The sequence below is a fragment of the Stenotrophomonas sp. YIM B13575 genome (genome assembly GCF_042787595.1).
In the GTDB taxonomy this organism is placed as follows: domain Bacteria; phylum Pseudomonadota; class Gammaproteobacteria; order Xanthomonadales; family Xanthomonadaceae; genus Stenotrophomonas; species Stenotrophomonas lactitubi_B.
Window position 1 is genome coordinate 1 of the sequence record NZ_JBHZOP010000143.1, and the last position, 20,459, is coordinate 20,459.

General features: G+C 66.9%; 19 protein-coding genes. 6 read left to right on the forward strand and 13 right to left on the reverse strand.

Going from position 1 to position 20,459, the window contains the following annotated elements:
* Window positions 1–52: 52 nt before the first annotated feature.
* From ACFX4F_RS18770 to ACFX4F_RS18780, 3 genes are all read right to left on the reverse strand, one after another.
* Window positions 53–1,324, reverse strand: a complete 1,272-nt coding sequence (locus tag ACFX4F_RS18770) for a sensor histidine kinase (RefSeq protein WP_380657763.1) — start codon at window positions 1,322–1,324, stop codon at window positions 53–55.
* A 150-nt stretch (window positions 1,325–1,474) separates the two neighbouring features.
* Window positions 1,475–2,188: a response regulator transcription factor gene (locus ACFX4F_RS18775; protein ID WP_002811889.1), complete on the reverse strand. Its 714-nt coding sequence runs from the start codon at window positions 2,186–2,188 to the stop codon at window positions 1,475–1,477.
* 90 nt (window positions 2,189–2,278) lie between these two features.
* Complete coding sequence (locus ACFX4F_RS18780) at window positions 2,279–2,935, reverse strand: arylesterase (protein WP_380657765.1); 657 nt, start codon at window positions 2,933–2,935, stop codon at window positions 2,279–2,281.
* A gap of 75 nt (window positions 2,936–3,010) precedes the next feature.
* Here ACFX4F_RS18780 and ACFX4F_RS18785 point away from each other — a divergent pair, with 75 nt between their 5' ends.
* On the forward strand, window positions 3,011–3,658 hold the full coding sequence (locus ACFX4F_RS18785; protein WP_380657788.1) for an ABC transporter ATP-binding protein: 648 nt from the start codon (window positions 3,011–3,013) through the stop codon (window positions 3,656–3,658).
* On the forward strand, window positions 3,655–6,168 hold the full coding sequence (locus ACFX4F_RS18790) for an ABC transporter permease (protein ID WP_380657767.1): 2,514 nt from the start codon (window positions 3,655–3,657) through the stop codon (window positions 6,166–6,168). The genes ACFX4F_RS18785 and ACFX4F_RS18790 overlap by 4 nt, the downstream gene beginning before the upstream one ends.
* Before the next feature lie 86 nt (window positions 6,169–6,254).
* Here the strand turns inward: ACFX4F_RS18790 and ACFX4F_RS18795 are convergent, their stop codons facing one another.
* From ACFX4F_RS18795 to ACFX4F_RS18825, 7 genes are all read right to left on the reverse strand, one after another.
* Window positions 6,255–6,623: a hypothetical protein gene (locus ACFX4F_RS18795; RefSeq protein ID WP_380657769.1), complete on the reverse strand. Its 369-nt coding sequence runs from the start codon at window positions 6,621–6,623 to the stop codon at window positions 6,255–6,257.
* A gap of 26 nt (window positions 6,624–6,649) precedes the next feature.
* Entirely contained in the window at window positions 6,650–7,177 is a 528-nt protein-coding gene (locus tag ACFX4F_RS18800; RefSeq protein ID WP_380657771.1) for a hypothetical protein, read from the reverse strand.
* 224 nt (window positions 7,178–7,401) lie between these two features.
* Window positions 7,402–8,337, reverse strand: coding sequence for a DUF6607 family protein (locus tag ACFX4F_RS18805; RefSeq protein WP_380657773.1), 936 nt, complete (start codon window positions 8,335–8,337; stop codon window positions 7,402–7,404).
* Between the two features lie 72 nt (window positions 8,338–8,409).
* Window positions 8,410–9,012: a Hemin transport protein gene (locus ACFX4F_RS18810; RefSeq protein WP_180166778.1), complete on the reverse strand. Its 603-nt coding sequence runs from the start codon at window positions 9,010–9,012 to the stop codon at window positions 8,410–8,412.
* Between the two features lie 4 nt (window positions 9,013–9,016).
* Window positions 9,017–11,203, reverse strand: coding sequence for a TonB-dependent hemoglobin/transferrin/lactoferrin family receptor (locus tag ACFX4F_RS18815; RefSeq protein ID WP_380657775.1), 2,187 nt, complete (start codon window positions 11,201–11,203; stop codon window positions 9,017–9,019).
* 152 nt (window positions 11,204–11,355) lie between these two features.
* The gene (hemP, locus tag ACFX4F_RS18820) at window positions 11,356–11,550 is read right to left on the reverse strand and encodes a hemin uptake protein HemP (protein WP_005412278.1); all 195 of its coding nucleotides are present in this window, start codon (window positions 11,548–11,550) and stop codon (window positions 11,356–11,358) included.
* Between the two features lie 197 nt (window positions 11,551–11,747).
* Window positions 11,748–12,719 carry an aldo/keto reductase gene (locus ACFX4F_RS18825; RefSeq protein ID WP_380657777.1) on the reverse strand — a complete coding sequence of 324 codons (972 nt, stop codon included), beginning with the start codon at window positions 12,717–12,719 and terminating at the stop codon, window positions 11,748–11,750.
* A 193-nt stretch (window positions 12,720–12,912) separates the two neighbouring features.
* Here ACFX4F_RS18825 and ACFX4F_RS18830 point away from each other — a divergent pair, with 193 nt between their 5' ends.
* The 4 genes from ACFX4F_RS18830 (at window position 12,913) to ACFX4F_RS18845 (ending at window position 17,511) form a co-directional block, all read left to right on the forward strand.
* Complete coding sequence (locus ACFX4F_RS18830) at window positions 12,913–14,211, forward strand: NupC/NupG family nucleoside CNT transporter (protein WP_380657779.1); 1,299 nt, start codon at window positions 12,913–12,915, stop codon at window positions 14,209–14,211.
* 25 nt (window positions 14,212–14,236) lie between these two features.
* Window positions 14,237–15,202 carry a ribokinase gene (locus tag ACFX4F_RS18835; RefSeq protein ID WP_380657781.1) on the forward strand — a complete coding sequence of 322 codons (966 nt, stop codon included), beginning with the start codon at window positions 14,237–14,239 and terminating at the stop codon, window positions 15,200–15,202.
* Between the two features lie 475 nt (window positions 15,203–15,677).
* Complete coding sequence (gene dusB, locus ACFX4F_RS18840) at window positions 15,678–16,673, forward strand: tRNA dihydrouridine synthase DusB (protein WP_380657790.1); 996 nt, start codon at window positions 15,678–15,680, stop codon at window positions 16,671–16,673.
* Between the two features lie 10 nt (window positions 16,674–16,683).
* Window positions 16,684–17,511: a methyltransferase domain-containing protein gene (locus ACFX4F_RS18845; RefSeq protein ID WP_099820274.1), complete on the forward strand. Its 828-nt coding sequence runs from the start codon at window positions 16,684–16,686 to the stop codon at window positions 17,509–17,511.
* A 90-nt stretch (window positions 17,512–17,601) separates the two neighbouring features.
* Here ACFX4F_RS18845 and ACFX4F_RS18850 read toward each other — a convergent pair whose 3' ends face one another.
* The 3 genes from ACFX4F_RS18850 to ACFX4F_RS18860 form a co-directional block, all read right to left on the reverse strand.
* Entirely contained in the window at window positions 17,602–18,636 is a 1,035-nt protein-coding gene (locus ACFX4F_RS18850) for a metal-dependent hydrolase (protein ID WP_380657783.1), read from the reverse strand.
* A gap of 155 nt (window positions 18,637–18,791) precedes the next feature.
* Window positions 18,792–19,592, reverse strand: a complete 801-nt coding sequence (locus ACFX4F_RS18855; protein ID WP_099820276.1) for a UDP-2,3-diacylglucosamine diphosphatase — start codon at window positions 19,590–19,592, stop codon at window positions 18,792–18,794.
* Window positions 19,589–20,459 (reverse strand): GNAT family N-acetyltransferase (locus ACFX4F_RS18860; protein ID WP_380657786.1); only part of this gene is annotated, 871 nt, incomplete at its 5' end. The genes ACFX4F_RS18860 and ACFX4F_RS18855, both read right to left, overlap by 4 nt.

Sequence of the window (20,459 nt, forward strand, 5' to 3'; positions counted from 1 at the left end):
CCCCGCCATCCCACGGAATGTCCGCTGTTGCTGTTGCTTCGCAGCCCGGCCCTCAGCGGAAAATCACCGTCGCCTCGGTGCCCTTGCCCAGCTCGCTGGTCAAACTGACCTTCCAGCCGAAGCGTTCACACAGGCGACGCACGATCGACAGGCCCAGGCCCGTACCCTGCGGACGGCTGGGATCAGCACGATAGAACGGCTCGAATGCACGCGACAGCGCGTCGGCGGACATGCCGATGCCGGTATCGCTTACCACCACCCGGTCGTTGTGCACGTGCACGTCGATGCGACCTTCGTCGGTGTAGCTGCAGGCGTTGCGCACCAGGTTGCTGACCACCACCTGCAGCACCCGCGGCGGTGCGTGCAGCTGCACGGCCGCGTCACTGTGCAGGTGCACCGCCAGTTGCCGGCCCACCAGCAGCTCGTTGGCGTTGTCCACTTCGTAGCGGACGATGTCGTTGACGTCGAACAGTTCCACCTGCGGCTCGACGTCGGCCTCGCGGGCCAGGATCAGGAACGCATCGATCACCGCTTCCATGTCCCGCCCGGCACGCTGGATGCGCTGCAGGCTGCGGCGCAGGCGCGGCTCCAGGCTTTCATCGCCCAGCGCCATGTCGCTGGCCACCCGGATGACCGTCAGCGGCGTGCGCAGTTCATGGCTGGCATCACGGGTGAAGTTGCGTTCGCGCGCCACGTGCGCAGTAACCCGGTTGGCCAGCGAATGCAGCGCCGCCGCCAGCTGCCGGGTCTCACCCTGCATGTCCGCGGGCAGCTTGTTCGGCTCCAGATCGGCCGCTTCCGGATGACCCGGATCCCAGCGCGAGACGCGCCGCGCCAGCCAGTTCACCGGTGACACCAGGCGTTTGGACGCGCGGTAGGTGATCCAGGAGGCGCCATACACCGCCAGCAGGGTCAGCAGCACCGGCACGATGCCGAACCAGAACGCCAGCATCTCCGCGCGCGAGCGCAGGAACACCAGGTACAGGCGGCCCTCTTCGCGGGCGTCGACCAGCACCAGCTGATCATCGTCGGGCAGTTCGTGGAAACCCGGTTCCAACGTGCGCAGGTTGGCGGGCAGCGACAGGCTCGATTGCCCGCGCTCCAGCAGGTAGCCACGGATGTTCTGGGTATTGGGCGGCGGCTGCACGGGCGAGGCCTCGTGCAGCGTCCAGTAGTACGCCGCTTCTTCGCGCAGGGCAGCGCCGACCAGGCTGTGCTTGATCACCAGCGAAACCAGCCAGGCACCCAGCAGGATACCCAGGCTGGCCAGCACGGCTTGCAGGATGAAGGCGATACGGATCTTGCGCGGCAGGCCGTGCGGCATTGCGATGTCCCGGTCAGAGCGCTGCGATTATAGGCAGCGCGCTGTGCCGTGATCGTGCATGGACGATGACGACCGGGCATCCGGAACGTTCACCCCTTCCCTGCCGACCACAGCCGTGCCGGTTCTGCTGCACCACCGGCACGACGTCGATCAGGCCATCGGCTGGGCGATATCGGCGATGCGATAGCCCGCGCTCTGCACGGTGTGCAGCAGCGGCCGATCGAACGGCTTGTCGATGATCTTGCGCAGGTTGTACAGGTGGCTGCGCAACGTGTCCGAATCAGGCAGGCCGTTGCCCCAGATTTCGCGCTCGATTTCCTGGCGGGTGACCACACGCGGCGATTCGCGCATCAGGATGGTCAGCAGGCGCAGGCCGATCGGCGACAGCTGCAGCTCGGTGCCGGCACGCGTGGCACGCATGCTGACCGGATCGAGAACCAGGTCGGCGACCTTGAGCACTTCCGAACCGACCTGGCGACGTTCACGGCGGATCAGCGCGCGCAGGCGGGCTTCCAGTTCCTGGATCGCGAACGGCTTGGTCAGGTAATCATCGGCACCAAAACCAAGGCCGGTGAGCTTGTCATCCAGCGTGTCACGCGCGGTCAGCATCAGCACCGGGGTCGACTTGCGCGCGTCGTTGCGCAGCCGGCGGCACACTTCGATGCCATCCAGTCGCGGCAGCATCAGGTCCAGCACGACCACGTCGTAGCTGTTCTCGGCAGCCAGACGGTAGCCGTCCAGGCCATCCTGCGCATAGTCCACCTCGAAGCCACGGCCTTCCAGGTACTCCCCGATCATCTCGGAGATGTTGCGGTTGTCTTCGACTACCAGCACCAAGCCGGAAGTCTCCTTCGTCTGACGCATGAGAATCCCTTTTTCTTCAGCTTTGTGAAACATGCCCGATCGACGGTGCACGCGATGTGAAGTTGCGTCAATGAAAAGAAGATGGCGTGCTCACAGCAGCGGTTTCAGCAGCGGCCATACGTTGTCCAGCACTTTCGGCTGCGCCTGCGCGGTCGGGTGCAGGCCATCGGCCTGCATCAAGCCCGGCTGCAGGGCCACGCCTTCCAGCAGGAACGGCAGCAACGGTACCTTGTACTGGGTGGCCAGGGCCCGGTACGCCGCCGCCAGGCGCTGGCGGTAGCCGGGCCCATAGTTGGGCGGCACGTCGATGCCCAGCAGCAGCACCTTGGCACCGGCCTTCTGGCTGGCCTGCACCATTTTTTCCAGGTTGCCCTGCACCTGCGCCGGGGTCAGGCCGCGCAGCGCATCGTTGCCGCCGAGGGCGATCACCACCACCGTAGGCTTCTCCCGCGCGAGCAGGCCCGGCAGCCGGGTCAGCGCGCCGGCGGTGGTTTCCCCGCTCATGCTGGCGTTGACGATGCGCGGCGGAGTTTTCGACTGCTGCCTGACCCGCTGCTGCAGCAGGCTGACCCAGCCTGCGTCGGCCGGGATATTGTGGGCGGCACTGAGGCTGTCACCGAGCACCAGCACGGTACCGGTGGCCGGACCTTTGGCACACGCCAGTGCCGGCAACAGCAGCAACCCTAGCAACCCTAGCAACAGCACCATCATTGCGCCGGCTTGCCGGCTCCATCCCGTCTTGTGCATTGGAGTCTCCTCATCGACAGCCTGTCCCCCCGCAGCGCGCCCGTCGCCATCGCCGTCGACCAGGTCGGCAAATCCGTGCATGGCCCGGAGGGTGAAGTCCACATACTGGACAACATCACCCTGACCGTCCATGAAGGCACCAGCGTGGCCATCGTCGGCGCCTCCGGTTCCGGCAAGACCACCCTGCTCGGCCTGCTGGCCGGGCTGGACCTGCCCAGCCGCGGCCGCATCACGCTGGCGGGCCAGGATCTGACGGCATTGGACGAAGAAGCCCGTGCACAGCTTCGCGCGCGCGACGTCGGTTTCGTGTTCCAGAGCTTCCACCTGCTGCCGGCGCTGACGGCGGCCGAGAACATCGCGCTGCCGCTGGAACTGGCCGGGCGCGAGGACCGCACGCGGGTGGATGAGGTGCTGGCTGCGGTAGGGCTCTCGCACCGCGCCCGCCACTATCCGCGGCAGTTGTCCGGCGGCGAGCAGCAGCGTGTGGCCCTCGCCCGCGCGTTCGTCAGCCGCCCGCGCATCCTGTTCGCCGATGAGCCCACCGGCTCGCTGGACCAGGCCACCGGCCAGCACATCAGCGATCTGCTGTTCGAACTCAATGCCGGCAGCGGTACCACGCTGGTGCTGGTCACCCACGACCTGCACCTGGCGCAGCGCTGCCAGTACATCCATCGCATCGACAACGGCCGCCTGCAGCCGGTGGAACATGGAGTGGACGCATGAACCTGCTGCGGCATGCGTGGCGCGCACTGCGCCGCGAAGCCCTGGCCGGTGACCTGCTGACCGTCTTTGCTGCCCTGGTACTGGGCGTGGCGGTGATGACGGCGGTGGGCACGCTGGTCAACCGGGTCAACCTGGCCCTGACCGGTAGCGCCGCGGAAATGCTCGGCGGCGATCTCGGCGTGGCCGGCCGCGATGACCCGCCTGCGGCATTCGCCGACGAGGCGCAGCGACGCGGCCTGGCGCACACGCGGCTGGCCAGCTTCGGCAGCGTGCTGTTCCAGGGCGATGCCAGCCAGATGGCCAGCATCAAGGCCGTGGAAGCAGGCTACCCGCTGCGTGGTGCGCTTCGTGTGCGCGCCACGCCCGGCGGCGCGCTGATCGCCGATGCCGGGATGCCGGCCAAGGGCCAGGCCTATGCCGATCCACGGCTGCTGCAGGCGCTGGGCCTGAAGGCCGGCGACGATCTGGAATTCGGTGCGGGCACGCTGCGCATTGCCGGCATCATCGAATCCGAACCGGATGCCGGCGGCGACCTGCTGACGCTGTCGCCGACCCTGTTGGTCAACCGCGCCGATGTGGAAGACACCGGCCTGCTCGGCCCCGGCAGCCGTATCAACTACCGGCTGATGTTCGCCGGCCCGGCCACCGATATCGCTGCATTCCGGCAATGGCTGCTGCCGCAGGTGAAAGGCATGCGCCTGCTCAGCGTGAACGATACCCAGCGCGGGGTGCGCCAGGCCTTCGACCTGGCCGGTCGTTTCCTCGGTCTGAGCGCACTGCTGGCGGTACTGCTGGCCGGCGTGGCCACCGCACTGGCGGCCAACCGGTTCGCCCTGCGTCGTATCGACCAGGTGGCGATCCTGCGCTGCCTGGGCGCACGCCAGCGCGACATCCTGGCTGGCCTGGCCCTGCAGCTGCTGATGCTGGCGGTGCCGGCGTGCGCGATCGGCATCGGCCTGGGCATGGCGGCGCAGGAAGGACTGGTGCAGGTGCTGGGCAGCCTGGTGCCGCAACGCCTGCCGCTGCCCGAAGCGATGCCTGCGCTGACCGGCGCGGGGATTGGCCTGTTGCTGCTGTTCGGCTTCGGACTGCCGCCGCTGCTGCGCCTGCGTGGCGTGCCGCCGATGCGCGTGCTCAACCGCTCGTTCGCCGCCTTGCCGCCTGCTTCGCTGCTGGCCTATGTGGCCGCACTGGCCGCCAGCCTGGTACTGGCGGTGCAGGTCACCGGCGATCTGAAGCTGGCCCTGTGGGTGCTGGGTGGGCTGGCCGGGCTGGCGGTCGCCGCAGGCGTGGTCGGGTTCCTGCTGCTGCAGCTGCTGCGTGGCCTGCAGCACCGCCTGCACGGCAACTGGCGATTGGGCCTGGCGGCGCTGACACGGCGGCGGATGCTGGCGGTGATGCAGCTGGTGGGGCTGTCTCTGTCGCTGTGCGCCCTGCTGTTGCTGGCGGTGATCGGCCCCGGCCTGCTGCAGCAGTGGCGCGAGCGCCTCCCCGCGGACACGCCGAACTACTTTCTGATCAACATCCAGCCCGAGCAGCGCGACAGCGTGCTGGCCGCACTGCAGGGCCTGGGTGCGGATGATGCCAGCATCGAACCGATGGCCACCGGCCGCCTGATCGCAATCAACGGCAAACCACCGCTGCGGGTGGACCGCACGCCGGCCGACGATACCCAGCCGCAGGGCGAAGGACAGCGCGACGACGATGACGAGAACCGGCCACTGAACTTCAGTTGGCGCAGCACGTTCCCGCCGGCCAACACACTGGTCAACGGCACGTTCTGGAAACCGGACAGCACCGCCGCCGAGGCATCCGTGGAGATCGGCTGGGCCAAGCGCTATGGCGTGTACCCGGGCGACCGCATCACCATCGCGGTGGGCGAACAGGAGCGCGAGTTCAGCGTGACCAGCGTGCGCAAGGCCGACTGGAACACCTTCCGGCCGAACTTCTTCGTGCTGTTGAACCCGAATGCGGTGGGCGATACGCCGCACAACCTGCTGTCGGCGTTCCACCTGCCGGCGGGACAGGCGGCGGGTCTCGGGGCCCTGGTGCGCGCGCAGCCGAACCTGTCGCTGCTGGACGTGGATGCGGTGATCTCGCAGGTGCGCGATGTGATGGAACGGGTGGCGCAGGCGGTGCAGCTGGTGATGGTGTTCAGCCTGCTGGCCGGCGTGCTGGTGCTGCTGGCGGCACTGCAGGCGACGGCTGGCGAGCGCCGCTATGACAGCGCGGTGCTGCGTACGCTGGGTGCAACGCGGCGCCAGCTGCGTGGCGCGGTACTGGTCGAGTTCGGTGCGCTGGGCGCGTTGGCGGCGCTGTTGGCGGTAGGCGCGGCAGCGGTGATCGGCGTTGCGGTGTCGCAGAAGGTGTTCGAGCTGCCGCTGCTGCCGCCGTGGCCGGGCCTGCTGCTGGGTGGGCTGCTCGGTATTGCGCTGAGCCTGCTGGCCGGCTGGTTGGGCACCCGGCGGATCCTGCACACGCCGCCGGCATTGGCGCTGCGGGAGGCCTGACACCGTTGTGAAAGCAAAGGCATCCACGCATGGCGTGGATCTACCAGCGATAGCCCCAGTAGATCCACGCCATGCGTGGATTCGGGTCACGACGCCTGTTGTTGCGCCCAGGCCAGGGCCGTGCCCATCGCGCGCTGCATGCCCGGCAACGTTATGAACAGGCAGAGCTCGTCCTTTTCGTCGTTGTCTCTCACCCGCTTATGGACTTCGCTGTATTCAGGCGAACTATCGAAAATGACGATACGGACGATGTTGCCGCTGGGCAGGTGCTTGGCGGAGAAGATCGGATTGGCGTCGCGGAACTTCGTACCATCAACAAAGAAAGTGTTGTAGTGCGGTCTGCGGAAGTCCTCCCGGCTCAGCCCAGCGGCGCGGATGCCGGCGTCGAAGTGATCAAGGAAATACTGTTCGAGACGGTCGTAGGTTATCGGGTTGGCCAGGTAGTCATCGAACATCGGGAGGTCTGGCACGATCACCCTCATCACTCTCTGCCTTCGGACACTGGAATCGCAAAGACACGGACGACGTCGTGGCCTGGGGGACCATCAGTGCGGCTTTCGCAGAAGCGAAAGCCCGCGAGCGTGCCTGCATCTTCGAACACGGAGCGCACCAGCGCGATTTCCGCTGAGGTGATCGTGCCGCACTCGCGCAGAAGGCGGTTCCCCAACGCAACCCCTTCGGCGCCTGGGTAGTAGAAGACGCTGGGAAGCAGAACGCCCTCCTCCGCATGCAGCTCGAAGTCGGTAAAGCTCAATGCGAAGAACATCTCCGGGCCCGTCCAACCGCGCGCCCTGCCAGCAATACGCACGGTTGAAAGCACGTGGCTGCAGAGACTGAGCAGATAGGCGGATGTCCATCGAGGTCCCAATCGCTCCAGTAAGTCCTGGATCCGACTCAGGCGCGAAACAAGCGGCACCTCCTCGAAGTCATCGATTTCGAGGAAGAAGCTCTCGATGTCATCGCACGCTTCGCCGGGCAGCAGCTGACTGCAGAGAGTGGAGAGTTTCATCGACGGGGGAAGATCGTGGACAGCATGGGCTGCCCATCCTATCGCGTGCCCGCCTCTCGCAGAAATGCGCGAAAAATCGTGGTGAAACGCGTCATAGCCAGGCGCATTCGGCGCCAAACAACGCGGCACGACGCGTGGATGCCGGGTGCAATCACCGTCGGAGAGCGTGCCGAGCAAGCTCGGCACCCACCAGTGCAGTGCACGTCCGGCACCCTGCGCGCCGATCAACCTTCCTTCGGCGCCTTTTCCACGTACTTGGCGAAAACTTCGTCGATCTGGGTGTCCTTCACCTTCTTGCCGGCCTGCACGTCTTCGGCCTGAGTGAACAGCGGGATGATCATCGCCATGCCGTCGAGCTTGGTCTTCAGGTGCACGCCCGGGGCCTGGGTCAGGAAGCCGTCCCAACGCTGGCGCACCTTGCTCCAGTAGCCGGCAGTGGCCTTCCAGTAATCACGCGCCGGGGTGAAGTCGACCTCGGTGGTCCTGATGTAGTCGTTGAAGCCGAATTCGCGGGCGATTTCGACCTGGCTGCCATCAGCGTTGCGCTGCACCTTGGTGTTGAACTGCTCGTGGGTCCAGCCGTTCGGGGTGAGCGTGTGGCGGTTGACCACGGCCAGCGCGTTGTAATCGCTGCGCTTGGTGTACTCACGCCGCGGCAGCGGGCGCCAGCTGATGTCGCTGGTCCAGGTCGGCACGTTGTTGCCGTAGGTCCACGTGCCGGTGCCGCAGTAGCGCGGTGCATCGCTGACTTCGTACACGCACTGGGTCCAGGCGCCCTGGTTGGTCGCCGCCGGAATCGTGCGCACCTGCCAGGTCTGGTCGGCGCTGAACTCGAAACGGTTCGGCGCTTCGTACACCCAGTCCTGACGCCAGTGCTTGGTCACATGGCCGCTCTTCTCGTCCAGCAGCAGGTGCTGCAGCACGATGCGCTTCGGGCTGTCCTCGACCACGATCACCACTTCGTTGCCGCCGCTGCGCATGGCCGGTGCGCGCTCGTAGCCCGGCTTCAGCAGCACCGTCTCATCGAAGGCAAAATCCACCGTGTACTCACCCTGCATGGCCAGGATGCTGTCGTGGTCGCGGGCGATGGCGGAGGGCTGCGCGTCGGCGGCGCCACTGGCGGCGAGCAGCACCATCACGCTGGCTGTCTGGAACTTCATCGGGTCTTCCTTCGGGGTTGCAGGTTTCGTGGAAAGGCCATCCTGGCCAGCAGGCGATCCATCGCAATCAGGTCACAGGCGGACCAGCGGCAGGTCGCCGGGAGCGCGCGCGGCAGGGCGGCGTGCGGCATCGGCACAACAACAATCGTCGATCGCCAGTTCGCCTTCGGCGCCTTCGATGCGCGCGATCCGGCGCGCGGTGGCGGCTCCCAGCGACGACAACGTGGACAGGCTGGCAGCGAGCGTGCGGCCTTCGTCGGCGGCGTGCAGGCGCAGCGTGCACAGGCGCCAGCGTTGGCCGCCCAGGTGCCCGGCCAGGCGCCGCCACAGGCGCTCGCCGACGCTGGCGTCGCTGTCGTGTTCCGGGCCTGGCGGCAGCGTCGCCACCAGCCGGTCCCAGGCCAGGAAATCGCTGTCCGGCAACAGGTACAGGCGCCACACGCAGCGGCCGCGCGCATCGAGGAAGCACAGGCTTTCGCGCAGGCCCTCGCTGTCCACGCCCTGGCAGGCATGCACCGATACCGCCTGGCGCCAACCGCCCAGCTCGTTGCCATCGGCGTGGTACAGGCACAACACGGTGCCGAGCGCTGCCAGCTGTGCCGGCGCAGGCCAGGCCCGCAGCGACGAACGCGACAGGGAGGACGGCAGGCGACGTGCAGACAGGGCTCGGCTCATGGGATCACCAGGACACGGCAAGGCTGGCCGACAGAGTGCGGCCGGGGCTGGTATAGCGGTCCAGAACGGTGCTGCTGGCCGACAGGGTCGAGCCGACGTTGGACCAGTCGATGTAACGCTTGTCACCCAGGTTGAAGACACCGACGTTGAAGGTGGCGCCCGGGGCGAAGTTCCAGTGCGCCATCAGATCGGCCACGCCGTAGCCGGCCGGTCGATAGATGCTGGCCGAGGCCACGCGGTCCTTGCGCTTGACGAAGGTACCGGCCAGTTCGACGCCCCAGGAGTCGGTGTCGTACATCAGGCCGACGGTGCCGCGCATCGGATCGACCGAATCCAGCGGCACATCGGCGGTCTTGTTGTCGCCGCGCGACCACGCCACCGCACTGCGCAGCGCCCAACCCTGCAGCGCCGGGCTGATCTGGCCGAAGTCGACCCCGGCCTTCAGTTCGGCACCGTAGATGCGTGCGTCGGCGATGTTGCGCGACTGGAACACCATCAAGCCCTGCGCGTTGGTGCCCACCAGCGTCTGCGACTCGATGAAGTCCTTGTAGTCGTTGTAGTAGCCGCTCAGGCTCACGTACGCCGCCGGCGACAGGAAGCGCATGCCCAGTTCGACGCCGTCGCTGGTTTCCGGCTTCAGGTCCGGATTGGGAATGGCGGTGTAGCCGAAAGCGAAGTTGGTGAAACCGAGGTTGACGTCGTTGTAGGGCGGCGAGCGGAAGCCACGCGAGTAACCGGCAAACAGCGACCACGCGTCGGTGAAGCGATAGACCAGGCCGAACTTCGGCGACACGCTGGTCTTCTTCAGCTCCGACACGGCCACGCCGGGGTTGTCCTCGGCGAAGATGCTGTCCACGTCCGGCTTCAGTTCGTAGCGGTCCACGCGCACGCCCGGCACCAGCGACAGCTTGCCGTCGGCCAGGCGCATTTCATCCTGCGCGTACAGGCCCAGCTCGGTGGTCTTGCTGATCGGGAAATCGCGCACCGGGAACGCGTCGGGCAGGATCGTCGTGCTGACCACGCCACGGTTGCTGACCTGGTAGCCATCGCGCTTCTGGCGGATCTCGGTGCGGGCGCCATCGAAGCCATAGGTCAGCGCGTGTTCGACACTGCCGGTGCTGAAGGCCTTGTTGAACACCGCCTGCAGGCCATACACGCGCTGGTCGAAACTGAACTCACGATGGCGGCGGCTGCCATTGGCGCGCGCTTCATCGGTACGCTGCGTGGTTTCGCTGTCCTGCGTGTAGACCTGCCAGTGCAGGCTGTCGGCGAAGCCCTTGTCCAGCGCATCCATCTCGTGGGCGAAGGACACGCGGGTGCGGTTCTGCGTGTCGCGCGCCTTCATGCCGGTGGTGGTGGTGCGGTCGATCGAGGACAGCACGTTGGTATCTGTGTTGTCTTCGTTGCCTTCCACGGTCAGGCGGAAACGCTGGTCGTCGCTGGGCGCATAGACCAGCTTGGCCAGGCCGCTGCGACCATCGCGGTCCTGCGGGTTGGCCGCGGTGCGCGTGTTGTCGCTGCTGCGCACATCGCCCTTGTTGTCGGTTTCCTGGCCCTGGCGGTGGTTGATGTTGACCATGCCGCTCCAGTGTTCGCCGCCGAAGGCGCTGGTGACGCCGCCGAGCAGGCCTTTCCACTCGCCGTCGTAGCCGAACTTCAGGCCGACGTAGCTGTCCTTGCCATCCTTGAGGTAATCGCCCGGGTCCTTGGTGACGAAGGCAACCACGCCACCGAGTGCGTCCGAGCCGTACAGCGAGCTGGCCGGTCCGCGCACGATCTCCACGCGCTTGAGCGTGTCCAGGTCGGTGAAGTTGCGGTTGGCGTTGGAGAACGAGCCGATGTTGAAGCTGGTCGGCATGGCGATGCCGTCGGTCTGGATGCGCACACGGTTGCCGTCCAGGCCGCGGATGCGGATGCTGCCGATACCGAAGCGGGTGGCGCTGCGGCTGACCGACAGGCCCGGCTCGTAGCGCACCAGATCCTTGATGTCCTGCACCAGCTGCCGGTCCATCTGCTCGCGGTCGATCACATCGACGGTGGCAGCGACATCGCTGACCGCACGTTCGGTACGGGTGGCGGTGACCTGCACGCGATCGAACTCGCGCGCGTCGGGCGCGGCGTCGGCAGCAGCATGGGCGGACAGCGGCAGGGCCATCCACAGGGCAATGGAAAGGGCAGTCGGGCGGGTCATCGGCATCGTTCGGTCAGGCAGGGGAACCCCCGGCCACCGCCACGCCAAGCAGGCATGAACGGTAGACCGAGGGGGAGAGAGCAGGAGCGGACGGGTCGCCCACCCTGCCGGCGCGGCCGACAGGAGGGAGGGAGGCGGGCGACCAGACCGCGTTACTTGGTCAGGATCAGCTTGTCGTTGCTGGTATGACGCAGACGGTAGAAACGGTCACCGTGCTGGATCAGGATTTCACGACGGCCCTTGAGCAGGGCTTCGCTGTCGATGACCTCTTCCGGCGGCACGACACGAACCGGGCGGTCGCGGAGGGTCAGCGTTTCGGGGCGCAGCAGTACAGGTTGAGCATTCATGAGCATCTGGACTCGTGCGAGGGACGAATTAAATGATAATGATTCTCAGTTGACAATCAACAATCATTCTCAACTTAATTGATGTAATTAATGATCGAAATTAAAAATTCGATAGATCTCATCTATTGAAATGAGCCGAACTGGGCGAGGTAAGGCCGGCCGAGCGTGGGCTCGGCCCTACAACCTGTCCTCGGCCCTCAGGCGAATACGGCTTCCACCTGCGCCCAGCCGGCATCGTCCACCTGCGCCAGTACGTCCAGCGCCTGCAGGTTCTGCAGCAGCTGGCTGACCCGGCTGGCGCCGAGGATCACGCTGGAGACGTTGGGGTTGCGCAGGCACCAGGCGATGGCCAGGCTGGCCGGGGCATGGCCCAGCTCGCGGGCCACGGCACTGAAGCGACGCACCCGGGCCAGGCGCTCGTCGGCGTTGTCGCCCAGCACCAGGTCCTGCAACCAGCCCATGCCTTCGCGGCCCAGCCGCGCATCGGCCGGCACGCCGTCGTCGTACTTGCCGCTCAGCAGGCCCGAGGCCAGCGGCGAGAAGATCGTGGTACCCAGCCCGGCGGTGGCATACAGCGGCGCGTACTCCACTTCCACCCGCTCCCGGTGCAGCAGGTTGTACTGCGGCTGCTCCATCGACGGCGCCTGCAGGTTATGGCGCGCGGCGATGTCCACCGCTTGCTGGATCTGGTTGGCCGACCATTCCGAGGTGCCCCAGTACAGCACCTTGCCCTGCCGGACCAGGGTATCCATGGCATGCACCGTCTCAGCGATCGGGGCGTCCGGATCCGGGCGATGACAATAATAAAGGTCCAGGTAGTCCACCCGCAGGCGCTTGAGCGCGGCGTGGCAGGCGTCGGTCACGTGCTTGCGCGACAGGCCGCGCTGGGTCGGCCGCGGGTCCTTGGCACTGCCGAAGAACACCTTGCTGGACACGCAGAAGCCATCACGCGGCAGCCGCAGGTCGGCCATCACATCGCCCATCACCTGCTCGGCGCGGCCGTTGGCATAGCCCTCGGCGTTGTCGAAGAAGTTGATGCCATGATCCCAGGCCGCCGCCACCAGGTTGCGCGCCTCATCGCGTGGCACCTGGTCGCCGAAGGTCACCCAGGCGCCGAAGGACAGGGCGGACATCGGCAGGCCGGTGGAGCCAAGGCGACGGTAGAGCATGCGATTCTCCTGCTGCGGGCCCGCATTCGGACCGGGATCAAGCCACCATTCTACCTGTCCCGGCAGGCGCAACCCCTTGCTGTTGCTGGCCTGATCGGAGCCGATGGCCGCGCGCAGACCGCTTTTCCTTGCTCCGGCCCCTGCCCTGCACTAGGCTTCCCGTTTTTCGCGACGCCCCAGGGGAGTCACTCAGATGGTCGAAGGTTTGGGCAGGATCGGCTTCGGCCTGTTCGGTTTGGCGGTGCTGATCGGCATCACCTGGCTGTTTTCCAACAACAAGCGCGCGGTGGACTGGAAGCTGGTCGCCACCGGCATCACCCTGCAGATCGCCTTTGCGGCACTGGTGATCCTGGTACCGGGCGGGCGCGACGTATTCGATGCGCTGGGCCAGGGCTTCGTGAAGGTGCTGAGCTTCGTCAACGAGGGCTCAAGCTTCATCTTCGGCTCGTTGATGGACGTCAAGAACTACGGTTTCATCTTCGCCTTCCAGGTGCTGCCGACGATCATCTTCTTCTCGGCGCTGATGGGGGTCATGTACCACCTCAACGTCATGCAGGCGATCGTGCGGGTGATGGCCTGGTCGATCACCAAGGTGATGCGCGTGTCCGGTGCGGAAACCACCAGCGTCTGCGCCAGCGTGTTCATCGGCCAGACCGAGGCACCGCTGACGGTGCGTCCGTACATCGCCAAGATGACCCAGTCCGAGCTGCTGACGATGATGATCGGCGGCATGGCCCATATCGCCGGCGGCGTGCTTGCCGCGTACGTGGGCATGCTCGGCGGCGGCGATCCGGTGCAGCAGGCGTTCTACGCCAAGCATCTGCTGGCGGCCAGCATCATGGCGGCCCCGGCCACCCTGGTCGTGGCCAAGCTGCTGATTCCGGAAACCGGCACCCCGCTGACCCGCGGCACGGTCAAGATGGAAGTGGAGAAGACCTCCAGCAACATCATCGACGCGGCCGCTGCCGGCGCCGGTGACGGCCTGAAGCTGGCACTGAACATCGGTGCGATGCTGCTGGCCTTCATCGCCCTGATCGCCCTGCTCAATGCGCCGCTGACCTGGATTGGTGAAGTCACCGGCCTGGCGGCTGCGATCGGCAAGCCGACCGACCTGTCGACCATCTTCGGCTATGTGCTGGCGCCGATTGCCTGGGTGATCGGTACCCCGTGGGCCGACGCCACCACCGTCGGCTCGCTGATCGGCCAGAAGGTCGTGATCAACGAGTTCGTCGCTTACACCGAACTGTCGAAGATCGTGAATGGCCAGGTGCCGGGCATGAGCCTGTCCGACGAAGGTCGCCTGATCGCCACCTACGCGCTGTGCGGCTTCGCCAATTTCAGCTCGATCGCGATCCAGATCGGCGGCATCGGCGGGTTGGCACCGGAGCGACGCCACGATCTGGCCAAGTTCGGCCTGCGCGCGGTGCTGGGCGGTACCATCGCCACCTTCATGACGGCTACCATCGCCGGCGTGCTGACGCATTTCAGCTGAACCCTTGTTTGAGAATAGATTCCCTATGAGCAGCAGTGTCGTTGTCGTCGGTTCCTTCAATGTCGATCACGTGTGGCGGTGCGAGTCGCTGCCGGCGCCGGGTGCGACCATTGCCGGCCGCTACAGCACCGGTCCGGGTGGCAAGGGCTTCAACCAGGCCGTTGCCGCCTGCCGCGCCGGCGCTGACACCAGCTTCCTGTGTGCGCTGGGCGACGATGCGGGTGGTGCCACCGCCCGTGACCTGGCCGCGCAGGATGGTTTCGCGCTGATCGCCGAAGCCAGCAGCGAGCCGACCGGCACCGCCGGCATCTACGTTGATGCCCGTGGCCGCAACACCATCGTCATCGGCCCGGGCGCCAACGCGGCGCTGAGCACCGACTTCGTGCAGCAACAGGAGGCCCTGCTGACCGGCGCCAAGGTAGTGCTGGTGCAGCTGGAATCGCCGGTGCAGACCATCGAAGCGGCGCTGGCCGTGGCCCGCGAGGCCGGTGTCACCACCGTGCTCAACACCGCACCGGCCGACGCTCCCTCGACCATCGGCCTGCTCAAGCTGGCCGACGTGATCACCCCGAACGAGACCGAGTTCGCTGCCCTGCTCGGCCGTCATGTCGGCGAGCGCGTGGATGCCAACGACGTTGCCGCGCTGGACGGCGCCAGCCTGCATGCGCTGTGCCGCAAGCTGGTCGGCAACGGCACGGTGGTGGTGACCCTGGGTTCGGTGGGCGTGTTCGTGTCGCATGCCGACGAGCACCTGCGTGGCGACACCCAGCCGTATTACCGCGTGGGTGCCGAACAGGTGCAGGCGATCGACACCACCGGCGCCGGCGATGCCTTCAACGGTGCGCTGGTGGCCTCGCTCGCCCAGGTGCCGGACGCTCCGTTCGCCCGCCACGTGCGCTTCGCCAACCAGTTCGCCGGTCGTTCGACCGAGAAGGAAGGCGCGGCGGCGGCAATGCCGCGCTTCACCCCGGCCGATGCCGAAGTGAAGTAGATCCACGCCATGCGTGGATAAGAGGCCCGGGCATGCAGATGCCCGGGCCTTTTCACGTTCATGGACAAGGCCCCATCCACGCATGGCGTGGATCTACCGGGATGCGGGGCGCGACGGCCCCATCCACGCATGGCGTGGATCTACCGGGATGCGGGGCGCGACGGCCTCATCCACGCGTGGCGTGGATCTACCGGGACGCTGGGCGCGACGGCCTCATCCACGCGTGGCGTGGATCTACCGGGACGCGGGGCGCGACGGCCCCGTCCGAGCGGGTCGGGCCCGTAGTAGATCCACGCCATGCGTGGATGCGCGCTGCCGGTACACCCAGCCGCCCACCATCACCCGCCCTTGGGGGCGACGGAAGCAACCGTCAAGCATCTGTTGATGCCCGTGCGGCATGAGGTCGGTCCGGATCGGCCTGAACCGGCAGGCCGGCAACCCCGCCGGGGCGCCGGCCGCGCCCTACAATGGGCGCATGCAGATCGGCCCGTACTCCATTGCCCCCAACGTCGTGCTGGCGCCCATGGCCGGCGTCACCGACAAGCCCTTCCGCCTGCTGTGCAAACGGCTGGGCGCAGGTCTGGCCGCCTCGGAAATGACCATCAGCGACCCGCGCTTCTGGAACACGCGCAAGTCGATCCACCGCATGGACCATGCCGGTGAACCGGCGCCGATCAGCGTGCAGATCGCCGGTACCGAGCCGCAGCAGCTGGCCGAGGCGGCGCGTTACAACGTCGACCATGGCGCGCAGATCATCGACATCAACATGGGCTGCCCGGCCAAGAAGGTGTGCAACGCCTGGGCGGGCTCTGCGCTGATGCGCGACGAGCAGCTGGTCGCGCGCATCCTGGAAGCCGTGGTCAACGCGGTGGACGTGCCGGTGACGCTGAAGATCCGCACCGGCTGGGACTGCGACCACCGCAACGGCCCGGTCATCGCCCGCATCGCCGAGGCCAGTGGCATCGCCGCCCTGGCCGTGCACGGCCGTACCCGCGACCAGCACTACACCGGCCAGGCCGAGTACGCCACGATCGGCGAGATCAAGGCCGCGTTGCGCATCCCGGTGATCGCCAACGGCGATATTGATTCGCCGCAGAAGGCCGCCTTCGTCCTGCAGCAGACCGGCGTGGACGCGGTGATGATCGGCCGCTCCGCACAGGGCCGGCCGTGGATCTTCCGCGAGGTGGCGCATTACCTGGCCACCGGCGAGGAACTGCCGCCGCCGTCGCTGGACGAAGTGCGCGACATCCTGCTCGGCCACCTGCACGCACTGCACGATTTCTATGGCGAACCGCAGGGCGTGCGCATCGCGCGCAAGCACCTGGGCTGGTACGCCAAGGACCGGCCGGAGAATGCCGCGTTCCGCGCGGTGGTCAACCGTGCTGAGGATCCGGCCAGCCAGATCGCGCTGACCACCGACTATTTCGACCGCCTGATCGCCGGGGAACCGGCGATGTCTTCTGCTGCCTGAGCCCGCCATCATGACTCCGCCGATTTCTTCCCCGACCTACCTGCACGGGTTCTCCGGCACCGAGCAGCAGCGCCTGATGACCCAGGCGCGCCTGCTGGAATCGAGCATCTTCGGCCAGATCGATTACAGCGGCGCAAAGCGTCTGCTGGAAGTCGGCAGCGGCGTGGGTGCACAGACCGAGATCCTGCTGCGCCGCTTCCCCGAGCTGCACGTGACCGGCGTGGACCTGAGCGAGACCCAGCTGGAAACCGCACGCGAAAATCTGGCGCGCACGCCGTGGTGCAGCGACCGTTACACGCTGCAGCAGGCCGATGCCGGCGAACTGCCATTCGAGGCGCGTACCTTCGATGCGGCCTTCCTGTGCTGGGTACTGGAACACGTGCCCTCGCCCGCGCGCGTGCTGAGTGAAGTACGCCGCGTACTCGCCCCGGGCTCGCCGGTGTACATCACCGAGGTGATGAATGCCTCGTTCCTGCTTGATCCGTATTCGCCGCATATCTGGCGCTACTGGATGGCCTTCAACGATTTCCAGTACGACCATGGCGGCGACCCGTTCGTCGGCGCCAAGCTGGGCAATCTGCTGCTGGCCGGCGGCTTCCGCGATGTGCACACCGAGATCAAGACCATCCACCTGGACAACCGCGAACCGGCACGTCGCAAGACGATGATCGCGTTCTGGGAACAGCTGCTGCTGTCGGCGGCCGACCAGCTGCTGCAGGCCGGCACGGTGGATGAAGCGACGGTAGAGGGCATGCGCCGCGAGTTCCGGCTGGTGCAGAACGATCCGAACGCGGTGTTCTTCTATTCGTTCGTGCAGGGCCGCGCAACGGTGTATTGAGCGGCCCCGGCACTACCGTTTGAAGCAGTAGAGCCACGCCATGCGTGGCTGCCGCCGCCGATGCACACCCTATCCACGCGTGGCGTGGATCTACTGTTCGGGTTCGTGCCAGATGCGCTGCCACATGGCCGACAACCGGCGACCGGCATCGGCACGTGCGGCCGGGCTGCTGTAGTCCACCCGCAGCTGCTCGGGCACGATCGCGCGCCACTGGCCGTCAACCTGCTCGGCCACCGCGAAGTTGAAGGTGTAGTCCGGCTCCAGGCCCATGCGCAGGTCGCTCAGCACCAGCCGGCCGTCCACCACCTGCGCGCGCATGAAGCCACGGTTGAACCACTGCAGACGCTGTACTGCTGGAATTCCCGCGGCTTCGCGCAATGCCTGCACGTTGGACGGATACCCCTCGAAACGCATCGGCGCGTGGTCGGCCACCAGCGAGCGGTCACCCACCACGTAGCCATTGGGGGTCATCGCCACCACCCGCCACAACAGGGTATTGAACGGCATCGGCACCGAGAATCGCGGCGCGTCACCCAGGCCCATCGCGGCCAGGCTCTGCTGCGCGGCACGGTCGACCTGGGCCTTGGCGATCAGCCCCCAGCCCAGGTACGCACTGCTGAGCAGCAGCGCAACACCAAGCACCTTGCCCGCCCACGGCCGCGCCCGACCGAACCAGGCCAGCACGCAGCCCAGCAGCAACCACACCGTGTAGCCGGGATCGATGATGAAGACACTCGAGCCCATAGCCGGATGCGGCTGCAACGGCCACCACAGCTGCGTGCCGTACACGGTGAACGCATCCAGCACGGGGTGGGTGACCAAGGCCAGCTGGATCGCCCAGAACCAGCGCACCGGTGATTGCGCCACCCTGCCCTTGCCGAAGCGCTTGAACAACCACCAGATCAACGCCGCTACCCACGGCAGCACCAGCAGCGAATGGCTGAAGCTGCGGTGGTCGGTCATGTTCGCCACCGGGTCGGCGGCGGCAACGCCCAGCCACAGGGCGTCCAGGTCCGGCAGGGTACCGAGCGCGGCACCGGCCAACAGAGCGGCACGGCGGTGTCCGGGCGGGGCGATGGCGGCAGCGACGGCGCCGCCGAGAACGATCTGGGTCAATGAGTCCATCGGCCGATGCTAGCGGGTTGCGCGCGGTGTATGTAGAGCCGAACCCATGCTCGGCTGCGCTTCGTTCGGCGCCACGACAGCCGAGCACGGGCTCGGCTCTACAGGAGAACCACCCTGCACGCCCGTCGAGCATGGCTCGACGCTACAGGAGCGGTTTACGCCGCCTGCGACAACCGCGCCCCGGGCAGCTCGACCAGTGTCTGCCCGTTGTGGTCCAGCAGCCGCAATGCGCCGTCGTGGTCCTCGGCCAACGCGGTCAGGCTTTCCACCCAGTCGCCGTCATTGGCATAGACCAGACCGTCACGTTCGATCAGCGCGGCGCGGTGGATGTGCCCGCAGACGATGCCATCCAGGCCGCGACGGCGCACATCGTCCAGACCGGCCTGCACGAAACGCTCGATGTAGCGTTCGGCCGCACCGCTCTGGCGCTTCAGGAATTCGGACAGCGACCAGTAGCGCATCCCGAGCCGGCGCCGCACCGCGTTCAACAGATGGTTGCCGGTGAGGATGCGGTAGTACAGCCAGTCACCGAACCGCTCCTGCAGGCCACCGAAGTGGGTGACGCCGTCATAGTCGTCGCCATGCGCCACCAGCAGCCGGCGGCCATCGGCCGTGGTGTGGATCGCGCGGCGGCGCACCTGCATCGCCGGCAGCATCAGCCCACATACCTGGCGCAGCGACGCGTCGTGGTTGCCGGGGATGTAGATGATCTCGGTACCGGCGCGCCGCAGCGCGTGCAGGGCCAGGATGACCTCGCTGTGCGACTGACGCCAGTTGGCGCGCCGGTGTGCCATCCACCACAGGTCGATGATGTCGCCGACCAGGTACAGGCGCTCGCAGCGCAGCGTGCCGAGAAAACGCGCCAGCTCGGTGGCGTGGCAATGCCGCGACCCGAGATGCACATCGGAGACGAACACGGCGCGACGATGCGGTGCCAGGTTCGCCAGCGTGCTCATGCCGGCATCCCCGCATCGCGCAGGTAGCGTTTGCGCTTGTGTGGCCGGATCGCGTGCAGGTCGACTTCGATCAGGCCGTCGATCGAGTCGCTGAAATCCGGGTCGACGCCGAAGGCCAGGAACCGTGCACCGCCGGGTTCGCACAGGTCGGTGTACTGCCGGTACAAGGTGGGCACACCGGTGCCGAGCGAGGCGAGGTTGGCCTTGAGCACGTCGAAGGCGGCCGCCGCATCCAGTTCACCGAAGCACGGTGGCGCGGCGAAATACTGGAATGGCCGGTTCGATTGCACCCGCCCATCGGCCGCGCCGTAGTAGCGCTGATAATAGGCCACCAGCTGCTCGCGCGCATCGCGAGGCAAGGCCGCGCTGATCGACACCGCACCGAACAGGTAGCGGATGCCGGGCTGGCATTGCAGATAGGCGCCGATGCCCTGCCACAGATAATCCAGGCTGCGGCTGCCCCAGTAGTCGGGCACCACGAAGCTGCGGCCCAGTTCCAGGCCTTCGGCAATGCGTGGGATGGCATCGTCGGAATAGCGGAACAGCGAAGCGCTGTAGAGCCCGGCCAGGCCCCGGCGCGCCAATGCCTGCGCGCCACGCATGATCCGGTAGGCGCCGGCGATGCGCTGGGCGGTGCCGTCCCAGATCACGATGTGCTGGTAGTGCAGGTCGAAGTCGTCCAGGTCGCGACTGCGCCCCGTGCCCTCGCCCACCTGGCGGAAGGTCAGTTCGCGCAGCCGCCCCAGCTCGAGCAGCAGTGGCGAATCAGCCGCGCAGCGGGCCAGCAGGATCTGTTTGCCATCGGCGGTCTGCCCCAGCACGGTGGCGGCGGCAATCCCGGCGGCGACCTGTGCCGGCGGCACCGGC

What these genes read in the sequence shown, in the direction of transcription:
- ACFX4F_RS18775 (WP_002811889.1), bottom strand. Translation starts at nt 2,188, where the DNA reads ATGCGTCAGACGAAGGAGACTTCCGGCTTGGTGCTGGTAGTCGAAGAC.
- ACFX4F_RS18835 (WP_380657781.1), top strand. Translation starts at nt 14,237, where the DNA reads ATGAGCAGCAGTGTCGTTGTCGTCGGTTCCTTCAATGTCGATCACGTG.
- ACFX4F_RS18845 (WP_099820274.1), top strand. Translation starts at nt 16,684, where the DNA reads ATGACTCCGCCGATTTCTTCCCCGACCTACCTGCACGGGTTCTCCGGC.
- ACFX4F_RS18770 (WP_380657763.1), bottom strand. Translation starts at nt 1,324, where the DNA reads ATGCCGCACGGCCTGCCGCGCAAGATCCGTATCGCCTTCATCCTGCAA.
- ACFX4F_RS18815 (WP_380657775.1), bottom strand. Translation starts at nt 11,203, where the DNA reads ATGACCCGCCCGACTGCCCTTTCCATTGCCCTGTGGATGGCCCTGCCG.
- ACFX4F_RS18780 (WP_380657765.1), bottom strand. Translation starts at nt 2,935, where the DNA reads ATGCACAAGACGGGATGGAGCCGGCAAGCCGGCGCAATGATGGTGCTG.
- ACFX4F_RS18830 (WP_380657779.1), top strand. Translation starts at nt 12,913, where the DNA reads ATGGTCGAAGGTTTGGGCAGGATCGGCTTCGGCCTGTTCGGTTTGGCG.
- ACFX4F_RS18795 (WP_380657769.1), bottom strand. Translation starts at nt 6,623, where the DNA reads ATGTTCGATGACTACCTGGCCAACCCGATAACCTACGACCGTCTCGAA.
- dusB (WP_380657790.1), top strand. Translation starts at nt 15,678, where the DNA reads ATGCAGATCGGCCCGTACTCCATTGCCCCCAACGTCGTGCTGGCGCCC.
- ACFX4F_RS18790 (WP_380657767.1), top strand. Translation starts at nt 3,655, where the DNA reads ATGAACCTGCTGCGGCATGCGTGGCGCGCACTGCGCCGCGAAGCCCTG.
- ACFX4F_RS18825 (WP_380657777.1), bottom strand. Translation starts at nt 12,719, where the DNA reads ATGCTCTACCGTCGCCTTGGCTCCACCGGCCTGCCGATGTCCGCCCTG.
- ACFX4F_RS18850 (WP_380657783.1), bottom strand. Translation starts at nt 18,636, where the DNA reads ATGGACTCATTGACCCAGATCGTTCTCGGCGGCGCCGTCGCTGCCGCC.
- ACFX4F_RS18800 (WP_380657771.1), bottom strand. Translation starts at nt 7,177, where the DNA reads ATGAAACTCTCCACTCTCTGCAGTCAGCTGCTGCCCGGCGAAGCGTGC.
- ACFX4F_RS18810 (WP_180166778.1), bottom strand. Translation starts at nt 9,012, where the DNA reads ATGAGCCGAGCCCTGTCTGCACGTCGCCTGCCGTCCTCCCTGTCGCGT.
- ACFX4F_RS18855 (WP_099820276.1), bottom strand. Translation starts at nt 19,592, where the DNA reads ATGAGCACGCTGGCGAACCTGGCACCGCATCGTCGCGCCGTGTTCGTC.
- ACFX4F_RS18805 (WP_380657773.1), bottom strand. Translation starts at nt 8,337, where the DNA reads ATGAAGTTCCAGACAGCCAGCGTGATGGTGCTGCTCGCCGCCAGTGGC.
- hemP (WP_005412278.1), bottom strand. Translation starts at nt 11,550, where the DNA reads ATGAATGCTCAACCTGTACTGCTGCGCCCCGAAACGCTGACCCTCCGC.